This window comes from Pedobacter sp. GW456-11-11-14-TSB4 (assembly GCF_059424425.1).
On sequence record NZ_JBWKZK010000001.1, the window covers coordinates 1 to 12,959 of the forward strand.

The 12,959-nt window shown below is 33.1% G+C and carries 10 protein-coding genes and 1 rRNA gene; 10 read left to right on the plus strand and 1 reads right to left on the minus strand.

Annotated features, from left to right (window positions below):
* A 16S ribosomal RNA gene (locus AC07XU_RS00005) occupies positions 1-149 on the minus strand; the annotation flags it as partial.
* 1,493 nt (positions 150-1,642) lie between these two features.
* On the opposite strand from AC07XU_RS00005, the gene AC07XU_RS00010 reads away from it, so the two are divergent.
* From AC07XU_RS00010 to AC07XU_RS00055, 10 genes are all read left to right on the plus strand, one after another.
* Positions 1,643-2,572, plus strand: a complete 930-nt coding sequence (locus tag AC07XU_RS00010) for an outer membrane protein assembly factor BamD (protein ID WP_494941577.1) — start codon at positions 1,643-1,645, stop codon at positions 2,570-2,572.
* On the plus strand, positions 2,572-2,898 hold the full coding sequence (locus AC07XU_RS00015) for a DNA-directed RNA polymerase subunit omega (RefSeq protein ID WP_494941578.1): 327 nt from the start codon (positions 2,572-2,574) through the stop codon (positions 2,896-2,898). Before AC07XU_RS00010 ends, AC07XU_RS00015 begins: the two co-directional genes overlap by 1 nt.
* Positions 2,899-2,939: 41 nt before the next feature.
* Positions 2,940-4,139: a bifunctional phosphopantothenoylcysteine decarboxylase/phosphopantothenate--cysteine ligase CoaBC gene (coaBC, locus tag AC07XU_RS00020; RefSeq protein ID WP_494941579.1), complete on the plus strand. Its 1,200-nt coding sequence runs from the start codon at positions 2,940-2,942 to the stop codon at positions 4,137-4,139.
* Entirely contained in the window at positions 4,136-5,035 is a 900-nt protein-coding gene (porD, locus tag AC07XU_RS00025) for a type IX secretion system protein PorD (RefSeq protein WP_494941580.1), read from the plus strand. The genes coaBC and porD overlap by 4 nt, the downstream gene beginning before the upstream one ends.
* A 106-nt stretch (positions 5,036-5,141) precedes the next feature.
* Positions 5,142-5,519 carry a BlaI/MecI/CopY family transcriptional regulator gene (locus AC07XU_RS00030; RefSeq protein ID WP_494941581.1) on the plus strand — a complete coding sequence of 126 codons (378 nt, stop codon included), beginning with the start codon at positions 5,142-5,144 and terminating at the stop codon, positions 5,517-5,519.
* Between the two features lie 66 nt (positions 5,520-5,585).
* A complete protein-coding gene (locus tag AC07XU_RS00035) occupies positions 5,586-7,628 on the plus strand; it encodes a M56 family metallopeptidase (protein ID WP_494941582.1) in 2,043 nt (680 codons plus the stop codon).
* An 84-nt stretch (positions 7,629-7,712) separates the two neighbouring features.
* Positions 7,713-9,386, plus strand: coding sequence for a DNA repair protein RecN (gene recN, locus AC07XU_RS00040; RefSeq protein WP_494941583.1), 1,674 nt, complete (start codon positions 7,713-7,715; stop codon positions 9,384-9,386).
* Positions 9,387-9,443: 57 nt separating this feature from the next.
* Positions 9,444-10,670 (plus strand): carboxypeptidase-like regulatory domain-containing protein, encoded by a 1,227-nt coding sequence (locus tag AC07XU_RS00045; RefSeq protein WP_494941584.1) that lies wholly within the window; start codon positions 9,444-9,446, stop codon positions 10,668-10,670.
* A gap of 92 nt (positions 10,671-10,762) precedes the next feature.
* The gene (locus AC07XU_RS00050) at positions 10,763-11,827 is read left to right on the plus strand and encodes a PA0069 family radical SAM protein (protein WP_494941585.1); all 1,065 of its coding nucleotides are present in this window, start codon (positions 10,763-10,765) and stop codon (positions 11,825-11,827) included.
* A gap of 181 nt (positions 11,828-12,008) precedes the next feature.
* Complete coding sequence (locus tag AC07XU_RS00055; RefSeq protein WP_494941586.1) at positions 12,009-12,881, plus strand: ATP-grasp domain-containing protein; 873 nt, start codon at positions 12,009-12,011, stop codon at positions 12,879-12,881.
* Positions 12,882-12,959 lie beyond the last annotated feature (78 nt).

The window sequence follows — 12,959 nt, forward strand, 5'->3', positions numbered from 1 at the left end:
CGGGCTATCCCCCAGATGAAGGTAGGTTGCATACGCGTTACGCACCCGTGCGCCGGTCTCATGGTTGCAAGCAACCACTACCCCTCGACTTGCATGTATTAGGCCTGCCGCTAGCGTTCATCCTGAGCCAGGATCAAACTCTCCATTGTAAAATGTGTAAGTTCGAACACTGACCATTCTTATTCTAACGAATTATTAATAGTCTTTATTCTATTTGTATTATGTTGTCTGATAGTTCCAGACTTAAGAAACAGCTTGGTGTCATGTACTTTGAAATCGTACTGTTTGCCTCGCTGCGTTGTATAAATGATATCTCTTTAATGAACTTTCCGATCTTGCCTCGCGGTGATCTTTATATGTTGCAACCTTTATGTTTTCAGTTCAGAAGTGGTCTTGTTTAGTCCACCGCTTCCCTTTCGGTTATTGGTTGTTTCAATCTTGTCTTTCAGCTTTCCGAACTCCGTTCGTCAGCTCCCGTTCCGTTTGGGATTGCAAAGGTAGGAAACTTTTTTAGACTTGCAAACTTTTTTTTTATTTTTTTTGAAACTTTTTTTCGTTTCGTCTGTTCGTCTGTTGTTCCCATTATTTCAAATCCCTCACCTCCCTTATCTCTCCCTTTTTCCTTCTGTCGTTACCTCCGTAGCGGGTTGCAAAGGTAGGAATGTTTTTCGGTTTCCAAAACTTTTTTTTAAGTTTTTTTAACTTTTTTGTAAGTGGCTTGTTTACAGCCCAAATACTTTCAAATCCCCTTTTTCAATGCCCCTCTCACTATTTCCGTAATCCCTGTCGCCTCCTCCGAAGCGGGATGCAAAAGTAGGAAAAATAAACGGACCAGCAAACATATCCAGCAATAAATCCAGAGAAATATCGTAAGTACATGATACACACACAGAAAAATTTTTGAAGAGGTATACGGAAAGGTGAATTTTAGAGTAATTACCGATTGTATTGAGTTGTGAATGTTTTACTGTACTCTATTATTAACCAAACGAAGTGCATAGATTTAGACCATTAATGCTTTAAAGCATCTATATACTATATATAAGTAGCTAAAATATTTATAAATATTATATGTAGCATATTTACATAACTAAGTAGGTGATATGAAAAGGACAGTTATTATATAGACCCGGTGGAAGCGGAAATACTTTGCGCAGCCAGTAATTAGGATTTAGCAGAAACTTTGCGCAAAGATTGTAGCGAACGACGGGACTAACTTTAATTGGAACACAAAGATTGATCTACTTATATAAACAAACATCGTTACCTATTATATATATGCATTAGTTAAAAGCAGTAGAAATATAAAGATACTATATAAAGTAGCAGGATAGAAAATATTTTGCCTCCACTCTACTAGTGTTTGGTATCAAATTTTAAGCATGGGTTAATCTGCTTATTGAAAGCTTTAGCTATTATTGAACGTTATATATATGTAGTAAATATGTATATAAGAAAAGTATGAGCAGCTAACTTTCTTAAAGGCAACCTATATTTTTGGATTATTGGTTGATATATGGAGAATAGCCAGAGCTATTATGTTAAAATTTGTTAAGCGTTTGATTGGGTGGATAGCTTTATTTAGCTTAGCGAACTATTATTTTTAATTGACGTTATCGTATTATTACCTTATCTTTGCAAAATGTTTAAAATTAAACAACTACTTATTTTAAGTTTTACAATTATTTTATTAGGCACAGCTGGCTGTAAAAGCAAGTTTGAGAAGTTACGCCTAAGCAATGATGTTTTAAAGAAATACCAAGAAGGTATTAGATTATATAATAAGAAAGATTACACAAAGGCTTTAATTTTATTTGAAGGTTTAGCTCAAAAATATAGAGGAACGGCTGAGGCAGAGGAATTGAGCTATTATTATGCTTTTACGTTATATCGTTTAAAGGACTATACCACTGCACGTTATAAATTTAAAGAATTTGCTGATACTTATCCGGCAAGTAAAAATGCGGAAGAATGTAGATATATGGGAGCTTACTGCTATTATTTAGATTCTCCTAAATCATCATTAGACCAAGATAATACTTATAAAGCGATAGACGCTTTGCAGCTTTTTATTAACTTGTATCCGAAAAGTGATAGAGCTACACAAGCAGCACAGTATATTGCCAATTTAAGAGGAAAATTAGAGACTAAAGCATTTGATAATGCCAAATTGTACTATGATTTAGGCGGTTACAGTATTGACAACTACAAATCTGCTGTTGTAGCATTAAAAAATGCTCAAATTGAGTTTCCGGATATTAAGTATGCTGAAGAAATGAACTTATTGATTGTTAAATCGCAGTTTATGTATGCTAAAAATAGTTATCCTTTTAGACAAGAAGAACGTTTTAAAGAGGCTATTACTTATTATGACGAATTTGTTGAGGCTTACCCAAATAGTAAATATGCTAAAGAGGCTAACCAATTAAAAGAAGATAGTGAAAGCGGTATTATAACTGCACAGAAGATTTTAGCTGCTGAAAAAGCAGAGACCGAGAGATTATTGGCCTTAGATAGAAAAGGGGCAAAAAAGACAGATAGTACTAAATTAGAGATTAAAAACCCAAAATAATGAATACAGCAAAACCTGCAATACCAAATACAACGGTAACTAGAAATGTGCATGATTTAGATGCGACTACTGATAACATTTATGAATCATTAGTTATTATTTCTAAAAGGGCTAATCAGATTTCGAATAACATGAAAGAAGAGTTACACGGTAAATTAGCCGAGTTTGCTTCATCTAATGATAATTTGGAAGAAATTTTTGAAAACAGAGAACAAATTGAAATTAGCAAGCATTATGAGCGTATGCCTAAGCCAAGCTTAATTGCAATTGACGAGTTTTTAAATGGTAAAGTTTACCATAGAAATCCTTCAAAAGAACAAAAATAATTGATGCCATTGCTTATCTTGCACCTTTGATTGAATAAGGTATGTTGAGCAATAAAAATATTATCCTTGGCGTTTGCGGCAGTATTGCGGCATACAAATCGGCCACCTTAGTAAGGCTACTTATTAAAGCTGGTGCAAACGTTAAGGTTATTCTAACGGCTGATGCGAGTAATTTTATTACTCCTCTTACCCTTGCCACGCTTTCAAAAAATCCTGTTTACACACAATACTTCGAAGCTGAAACTGGCGTTTGGAGCAACCATGTAGAACTTGGCCTCTGGGCAGATTACATGATTATTGCCCCAGCTAGTGCAAATACCATAGGTAAAATGGCCAATGGTTTGTGCGATAATTTATTGTCTGCAGTTTACCTATCGGCAAAATGCCCTGTTTACTTTGCGCCTGCGATGGATTTAGATATGTGGAAACATGAAAGCACCCAGGAAAACATTGATAAACTAAAAAGCTTTAAAAATATCCTGATTTCGCCGAATAGCGGTGAATTGGCTAGTGGATTGGTTGGAGAAGGGAGAATGGCTGAACCTGAGGAAATTGTTGATTTTTTAATAACAGACATTAAAAGAGCTTTACCCCTACTTGGTAAAAAGGCTTTGGTTACTGCCGGACCAACTTATGAGGCGATTGATCCTGTACGTTTTATTGGCAACCACTCTTCGGGCAAAATGGGTTTTGCAATTGCAGAAGAACTTTATCAATTAGGCGCTGATGTAACTCTAGTTACAGGACCAACCGCAGAAAAAACTAAAGTTAAGCTTAATAGAATTGACGTTACGAGCGCTGCAGATATGCTAAATGCTTGTTTGATCCATTTTAGCGAGAGTGACATTACTATTATGAGTGCAGCTGTTGCAGATTATACACCAGTTGCAGTTGCAGACCAAAAGATTAAAAAGAAAGAAGATAGTTTTACTATAGCGCTTAAGAAAACAGTTGATATTTTAGCAAGTTTAGGCAAACAAAAAACTACCAAACAAATTTTGGTTGGCTTTGCACTTGAAACTAACCAAGAGGAAATTTATGCCAAAGACAAATTAGAAAGGAAAAACCTTGATCTGATTGTTTTAAATTCTTTAAATGATAAAGGCGCTGGATTTAAAACCGATACCAATAAAATAACTATATTTAATAGCCGCTTAGAGAAAATCAGTTTTACTGTTAAATCTAAAAAAGAGGTGGCAAAAGATATTTGTAAAGAAGTGCTTAAGTTAGTTAAATCATGAAAAGGATATTAGGTTGTATTGTTTTAGTTTTATGTTGTGTGATGGTTAATGCGCAAGAGCTAAATTCGCGAGTTCAGGTTTTAGCACCTAATGTTGCTAACATTAACAAACGAAACTTAGAACAATTACAAACCACGATTAGAGATTTCTTGAATAACAATAAGTGGACAGCAGAGACTTATATGCCACAGGAGAGAATTGAGTGCAACTTTATTATCACTATTACAAGTTGGGATGGTAGCTCTAGTTTTGGTGCAGAGGCGCAAATACAAAGTAGCAGACCTGTGTTTGGAAGTTCGTACTACAGTACATTATTAAACATAAGTGATAAAGATTTTAGTTTTAACTATAATGAAGGTCAGCCTGTAGATTTCTCAGATCAGAACTTTATCTCTAATCTAAGTTCGCTTTTAGGCTATTATGCTTACACCATTATTGGCTTAGATAAAGATAGCTTTAGCAAGCTTGGTGGTACTCCAATGTATTTAAAGGCACAAATGTTAATGAACATTGCTCAAACTGCAGGCAATAAAGGATGGAAAGCTAATGATGGTTTACGTAATCGGTTTTGGTTAAATGAAAATTTATTGAACACAAGTTTTAGGGATTTGAGGGTTTTTATTTACAATTACCATTTAAATGGCTTAGATAAACTTCAAGAAAATATACCAAACGGTGCTAAAAATATATTGACATTGTTAAACGATTTACAGGTTTTGGATAAGCAAAAACTGGGTTCGATCTTTCCTAATGTTTATCTAGCGAGCAAAGCTGATGAACTTAGCAATGTATTATCTACGCTTGATTTAGCCGATAGAATTAAGGCTTACAATTTACTTAGTGAGATTGACCCTGCCAATATTGGCAAATATGAGGCTTTAAAAAAGGCTCGTTAAACACTCCTAACAACCTTTTTTCTTTTTTTATTAATTATTTTAAAAAAAGTTTTGTTTATACGAATACATTCGTACATTTGAATACGAAATAATTCGTAGTAACAATATGGATCAAACGAACATCAAACCTACGGAAGGTGAATTAGAGATTTTACAAGTGCTCTGGAAAAACGGCAATTGTACGGTACGTGAAGTACATGAAGCCTTAAATAAAAAAGATGCTGGCTATACTACAACACTTAAAATGATGCAAATTATGCATGAAAAAGGATTAGTTGATAGAGATACAAGTTCGAAAACGCATATCTACAGGTCTTTAATTAATCAAGAAAAAACGCAACAGCAATTGGTTAATAAAATGATTGATAATGTTTTTAATGGTTCTGCAGCCAGATTGGTAATGCAAGCTTTGGGAAACAAATCTGCAAGTAAAGAAGAAATAGATTTAATTAAGGAATACTTAAAAAAGGTAGAAGGTAAATAGAGGTTGAGGGATAAGGGCTAAAAGGTTGAGGGTTTAGTCGACAAATAATCAATTCAATAAAAAATTATGGAAGCTTTTTTAAACAACATCGTTAAAGCAATTGGATGGAGTATTATACATTCATTATGGCAAGGAGCTATTATTTATGCGATACTTTTTCTGACCTTTTTGATATGGCCTAGAATGACATCGAGATTAAAACACAACCTTGCATTTGGATCTCTTTGCTTGACTTTTAGCATATTCTGCTATACCTTATTCTCGTTGTTTGAGATACCAGCTACTGGAAATTTTAAATCTATTGCTATTAGTCAGAACGATTTAAAGGATCTAGCTGTATTTAGTGAGACCCTTAATTTAAAAACAGAAGCTTACTTTCCTGTTGTGGTTTCAGTTTATATTGTAGGTATTATATTTCAGCTTATTGTACTGCTATCAGGATATATCAAAATTAAACAACTTAAAAAAGCTAGCAGAATTGCCATCCCAGAAAACTGGAGAATTGTTTTTGACATGACGATTTTTCAGCTAAAAATAAATAAAAAAGTAAAGTTTTATCTATCAGACAAAGTTAATGTGCCACTTGTAATTGGTTTTTTTAAACCTGTTGTTCTGTTCCCAATTTCATTAGCTACACAGTTAGATCCTAAACAAGTAGAGGCCATTTTAATTCATGAATTATCTCATATCAGAAGAAATGATTATCTCATCAACCTTATTAAAACCTTTATTGAAACCATCTTATTTTTTAATCCATTTGTTTGGCTAACCACTAAACTTATTCATATAGAAAGAGAACATGCTTGCGATGATTTGGTAATAAAAGCAACCGGAACACCATTAACTTATGCTCATGCTTTGTTAAAATTAGAGTTATTAAAAGATAAACGGACACCCGCATTATCACTAGCGGCAACAGGAAAAAATCAACATTTATATCACCGTATTAAACGAATTACACAAATGAAAACAAACTACATTAATGTAAAACAGCAATTTCTTATCCTAACATTGGCTATAGCAACAGTTGCATCTTTAGCCTGGATAAATCCTTCAAAAAAGATATCAAACATCAAAAAAAATGAGCTTAAAATAAACTCACTTAAGTCATCGATGTTAGAAGATAAGAATATCTCAAATCGTATGATTTTAAAAGCAGATACTGATTCGGTATTAAATAAGTATGGGAAAAAGAAAACAACACAAATTATCCTAACAGACGATAATGGAAATGTTAAAACATATAATTCTATTTCAGAATTACCAGATAGTTTACGAAAAAAGGTGCAAAGACAAATATTTGTTAGCGATTCTATAGCGAAGTTTTACGATTCTCCGGAATGGAAAGACAAAATTGCTAAAATAGAGTTTAATGCAAAGGAAATAGAAAAAAAGTATAACTCACCAGAATGGAAAGATAAGATTGCCAAAATAGAGTTTAATGCAAAGGAGATTGAGAAAAGGTATAACTCACCAGAATGGAAAGACATGATTGCTAAAATAGAGTTAAATGCAAAGGAAATTGAGAAAAAGTATAACTCTCCAGAATGGAAAGACAAAATTGCTAAAATAGAGCTGAATGCAAAAGAATTAGAGAAAAAATATAACTCACCAGAATGGAAAGACAAAATTGCTAAAATAGAGTTGAATGCAAAGGAGATAGAAAAAAAGTATAATTCACCAGAATGGAAAGAGAGGATTGCTAAAATAGAATTAAATGCGAAGGAATTGGAGAAAAAGTATAACTCTCCAGAATGGCAGAAAAAAATTGAAGAGATGAAAAAACTGCAAGATTCACCAGAATATAAGGAATTGAGAAAAAAATACGAGCAAGATTTAGAGGAATTGAAAAAGAAAAAAGGGTTAAAAACAGATAAGGCTTTCTTATTGTTCGATAGCAACACAGAGGTTCAGAAACACTTTTTACCACTAACTGGAAACATTGCTGTTCTTACAAAAATAAATACACAAGACATTGGCAAATTTTCTGCTATAGAATCTTTAAGTGCCGAAAAATTGAATAAGATTAATTTTGAAGCTGTACCGCTTAAAATTGAAAAGCTTGATAAGGCTACCGATTTAAAAGTAAAGCAAAAAGACAAAAATTAAACCAAACAAATGAAACAATGCCTAGGACAAGATTAATTTCTTGTCCTTTTTTGTTTAAAAAACCTTTAAAACCTTAGGGGTTTAATGTTTAATTTAGCGGGAGATATGCTACAAAAACTTTCGATACGTAATTACGCTTTAATTGATACACTAGAAATTGAATTTAGTAAAGGATTAAATATCATTACTGGTGAAACTGGTGCAGGTAAATCTATTATCTTGGGAGCCTTGTCGTTGATTTTAGGTCAGCGGGCAGAAAGCAAATATTTTTTTAACCAAGATAAAAAATGTGTTATTGAAGGTAGTTTTCTACTGGCGGATGAACAGCTTAAACCATTATTTGATAACAATGATTTGGATTTTCAAGCTGACACTTTATTACGTAGAGAAATTGCTGCCGATGGCAAATCAAGAGCTTTTATAAATGATACGCCTGTAAACTTGGGTATTTTGAAATTAGTTGGCGAAAACTTAATTGCCATCCACTCTCAGCATGCCACACAAGAAATTGGTAATGCTGATTTTCAATTACTGATTTTAGATGCTTTGGCAAATCATCAGCCAATGCTTAAAAATTACAAACAAAACTATAAACATCTTAGGCAGCTGGAGCAAAGTTTAGCAAGCCTAAAACAGCAAACAGACGAGGCTAAAAATAAACAAGATTACGAGCAGTTTTTGTTCAATGAATTAGAGCAAGCTGCATTAAAAACTGGCGAGCAAGAAGATATAGAGCAAGAATTGGAGAAATTAACTCATGCCGAAACAATTAAAAGATCGCTATTAGCAAGTACCAATTTAATAAGCGAAAGCGAAACCGCAGCCATTAATTTAGTAAAAGAAGCCAATTTGCAATTGAATGCTGTCGAGAAATTTGATCCCGCTATTGCCGAATTAAACGAAAGGTTAAAATCTGTTTTAATAGAATTGAAGGATTTAGCGATTGAAATTAGCAGCGTAGAAGAAGGTACGGAACATAATGCAAAGCGATTGGAAATCATCCAAGAACGGTTAGATTTATTTTATACTTTGCAACAGAAACATCGTGTAGGCAATAATGCTGAGCTTTTGGAAATTCAAAATCAGCTATCTGATAATTTGAATGCTATTTTAAATAGCGATGAGCAACTAGTAAAACTGCAGAAAGAAATTGATGAACTTAATGTATTACTATTTAAGCAAGCCAAAGATTTAGATAGTAACAGAAGAAAAGCAATTACAATTACCGAAAAAGAAGTGGGCAAATCTTTAAAGCAAATGAGCATGCCAAATGCAGCATTAACTTTTAATTTGACTAGCCAAACTCAGTTAAATGGTAATGGCTATAACGAAGTGCAGTTATTGTTTACCGCTAATGCTGGTCAGCAGGCGGCACCTGTTGGCAAAGTTGCTTCTGGTGGCGAGCTATCTAGATTGATGCTGGCAGTTAAAGCTTTACTGGCAAAACACACTGCTTTGCCTACCCTTATTTTCGATGAAATTGATACAGGTATTTCTGGGGAAACAGCATTAAGAGTTGGTGAGGTGATAGATAGTTTGGCTGAAGACATGCAAATTATGGCCATAACGCATTTGCCACAAATAGCAGCAAAAGGTAATTCGCACTATTTTGTTTACAAAAATGAAAAGGCAGATAAAACTACTACCGGTATTAAAAAGCTAAATGCAGATGAACGTATTGGTGCGATTGCAGAAATGTTGAGTGGCAAAAACCCTGGAGCATCAGCTTTGCAAAATGCAAAAGAGTTGTTGGAATAGCTTAAAATTTTCATATCAACTTTTTAAACTACTATTCTTTTAGTTATATTTACTTGTATGATAAACAAGCTAATTATAATCTTATGCCTCATCGGCTTATGTAATTATTCGACTGCGCAAAATAATTACACCATAAGCGGAATAATTAGAGATAACAAAGAAACTTTACCGGGGGCAGCAATTTACGTTAGCGGATATAAAATTGCCACCGTTAGTAACGGAGAAGGCAAATTTGTTTTACCAAATTTAGCTCCAGGTAATTACGATATTTTGGTGCAGATGATTGGCTATTTACCTTACTCTAAAAACGTAATTATAGCTGATAAATCTGTATCATTAAATGTAACACTACAAGAAAATGTTAATTTGCTGAAAGAGGTAGTTATAAAACCTGATCCAAACAGAGCCTACCTTTTAGCTTTATTTAAAGATTTTTTTATCGGTAAAACACCCAATGCTCTAGATTGCAAAATTCTAAACACTGATGTTTTAATTATTGATGATGACAAAACGCAAAGTTTATTATCGGTAAAAGCATCAGACTTTTTGATTATAGAGAACAAAGCGCTTGGATACAGATTAAAATATTTATTAGAGTATTTTGAATATGACTACAAAACTAGAATGATTTTTTATGCCGGTCACCCATTTTTCGAAGAGTTGAGAGGCAGCAATGCAAACCAAAAACGTTGGATAAAAAATAGAGAAATAGCATATAACGGATCTCATTTGCATTTCTTTAGATCACTATATAATAATACAACAACTGAGGAAGGTTATATCATTAATAAAATAAGTAAAATACCAAATACAAACAGACCACCAGATAGCTTAATAAATGCAAAAGTAAAACAATTAACTACTGGCAAAAATGGATTAACTAACGTGTTAACTTTTGATGGAAGCGATTCTTTATCCTACTGGTTAAAAAAAAGAAAAGAGCCAAAAGAATTTAATGTTGTAAGCAGAAAAGATGTTCTGGTAGATACTTTAGTAAAAAAACTTGATGCTGATTTAAAAAGCATGAAATATACTGATGAACTTTATGTTATATACAAGAATGAAAATGAAACGCCAGCATATAATTCAAGTGGCTTAAAACAAAACAGACCAATGGATTTAGAAGGATATCAAATATCTATCGTTCAGTTATTACATACATCTGCTAGTTTTTATGCGAATGGAACAATCTCTAATCCCAGAGCATTATTATACAAAGGGTTTTGGGCCTATGAAAAAGTGGCTGATATGGTACCTATGGACTACATGCCTCCAAAAAAATAAAATGTTCGCAATGAATTTAAGTTTCTCATGCTTCTTAACTTTTTGTTGAAAAAGCAAACAATTAATTACTAATATTTTTAGTAATTTTAAGCATGAATTTTGTTAATGATGATTATTTAAATGGACAAGGTGCGCAATTTAATACCGCTAATAAATTTTTAAAAAATTCTTTAGCAAAAGAACATCCAGAGGGAATTGACGATTGGGAGGAGCCAAATGCTAAAACAACTTTTATCATCGGTAAATCTAAATCTATTGTTAATAAAGTTGAAAGTCCTGATGTTGGGATGGCTTATTCCTTAAACCCTTACCAAGGTTGTGAACATGGTTGTATTTATTGTTATGCTCGTAATTCTCACGAATATTGGGGATTTAGTGCTGGTTTAGATTTTGAAAGAAAAATTATAGTGAAAAAAGATGCACCAGAACTTTTCAAAAAGTTTCTATCCAAAAAAGGTTGGGATGCCACTCCTATTTCTTTATCTGGCAATACAGATTGTTACCAACCCGCAGAGCGGAAATATAAACTCACTCGACAACTGTTAGAAATTGCATTGCAACATAAACAGCCTATCACCATGATAACCAAAAATGCTTTAATTTTAAGAGACATAGATATTTTACAAGATTTAGCAAAGTTAAAATTAACAGCAGTTTATGTTTCTATTACCAGTTTAGATGAAAAATTACGTTTGAAGCTCGAACCTAGAACAACCACAGCTAAACAACGCTTAAAAATTATTGAACAACTAAGCAAAGTTGGTTTACCCACTGGCGTAATGGCAGCACCGATGATTCCAGGATTAAACGATTATGAAATGGCAGCAATTTTGAAAGCTAGTGCAAATAATGGTGCAAAAAGTGCAGGCTATACAGTAGTTCGCCTGAATGGTGTAATTAATCAAATATTTGAAGATTGGCTGAAAAAAACATTTCCCGATAGGTTTGATAAGGTTTGGCACCAAATACAAAACTGCCATAATGGAAATGTTAATGATAGCAGGTTTGGCACACGCATGCGAGGTGAAGGTAATTTTGCAGAAATGATTAGAAATACATTTAAACTACACTGTAGATTAAACGGTTTAAACAATGAAAGATTTGAACTAGAGCAAACGCTGTTTAAAATTCCTAAGGCGCAGATTAGTTTGTTTTAAGGTAAAGTCTTACCATTTCGATCCCGACTTTTCTTTTGGAGAGAAATTCCTGGGGTTTAAAACTGTATTTATTTTCTGTGTTTAAAAGATAGAAGTTTATAGGAAGCAGATATCTCAGTCGATCCTCCTTCGATATGACGGAAGGCATAAATTCCTTACCTTCGACACTCAAACCGAATTAATGAAAATAGCTTTAGTAACTTATCAGGATAAAGGCGCTTATAATACTATAAACGTTAATAATGAAGATGACCAGATCATCAATTATTTAACTCAAAATGGATTAAATATCAATAAAGAAATCTGGAGCGACGAAAAAGTTGAATGGGAAAATTACGATTTGGCAATCCTTAAATCACCTTGGGATTATTTTGATTTAATTGATGATTTTTATGTTTGGCTTAATAAAATCGAAACCTTAAATGTTAAACTTCTTAATCCTATAGAAACCGTTAGATGGAATACCGATAAGCATTATTTACATGATATTGAAAAAGCTGGGCTTAATGTAACACCCAGTATTTTTTTAACCAAAGGTGATGTTATTGAGCTGAGAAAATATTTTGATTTTTATAATACTGACAAATTTATCGTGAAACCTGCTGTGAGTGGTGGTTCTAAAAATACGTTTAAGGTTACTTCTGAAAATGTTGATGAAATAAATGAAAATCTGAAATCTTTAGTAGCAATTGAAGATTTTATCATCCAACCTTTTTTGAAGGAGATTGAGGAAGATGGAGAGTTATCTTTCTTATTTTTCAATGGTAAATTTAGTCATGCTTTATTAAAAAAAGTTGCCAAAGGCGATTTTAGAGTACAGGCTACTTTTGGAGGCACTGTTTACCCTCAAAAACCGAATGAAGATTTAATTGCAACTGCTCAAAAATATGTTGATCAATTTGCAAAACGTTGTTTATATGCTAGAGTTGATGGAGCAATGGTTAATAATAAGTTTATGTTAATGGAGCTAGAATTAATTGAACCATTTTTGTTTTTAGAAACTAGCGAGAAAGCTTTAGAGAATTATTATGAGGCTTTGATTGGGTTGTTATAAACCGAAAAGGCACAAAAAGTACAAAGTTTTTGACATCACTCCGCTCCTAGGAATGACAAATTAAGAGTAAAAAAACCA

Bases quoted from the DNA above. Each gene is read 5' to 3' on its own strand.
- AC07XU_RS00010 (WP_494941577.1), top strand. From the start codon at position 1,643: ATGTTTAAAATTAAACAACTACTTATTTTAAGTTTTACAATTATTTTA.
- AC07XU_RS00030 (WP_494941581.1), top strand. From the start codon at position 5,142: ATGGATCAAACGAACATCAAACCTACGGAAGGTGAATTAGAGATTTTA.
- AC07XU_RS00015 (WP_494941578.1), top strand. From the start codon at position 2,572: ATGAATACAGCAAAACCTGCAATACCAAATACAACGGTAACTAGAAAT.
- AC07XU_RS00045 (WP_494941584.1), top strand. From the start codon at position 9,444: ATGATAAACAAGCTAATTATAATCTTATGCCTCATCGGCTTATGTAAT.
- AC07XU_RS00050 (WP_494941585.1), top strand. From the start codon at position 10,763: ATGAATTTTGTTAATGATGATTATTTAAATGGACAAGGTGCGCAATTT.
- recN (WP_494941583.1), top strand. From the start codon at position 7,713: ATGTTTAATTTAGCGGGAGATATGCTACAAAAACTTTCGATACGTAAT.
- porD (WP_494941580.1), top strand. From the start codon at position 4,136: ATGAAAAGGATATTAGGTTGTATTGTTTTAGTTTTATGTTGTGTGATG.
- AC07XU_RS00035 (WP_494941582.1), top strand. From the start codon at position 5,586: ATGGAAGCTTTTTTAAACAACATCGTTAAAGCAATTGGATGGAGTATT.
- AC07XU_RS00055 (WP_494941586.1), top strand. From the start codon at position 12,009: ATGAAAATAGCTTTAGTAACTTATCAGGATAAAGGCGCTTATAATACT.
- coaBC (WP_494941579.1), top strand. From the start codon at position 2,940: ATGTTGAGCAATAAAAATATTATCCTTGGCGTTTGCGGCAGTATTGCG.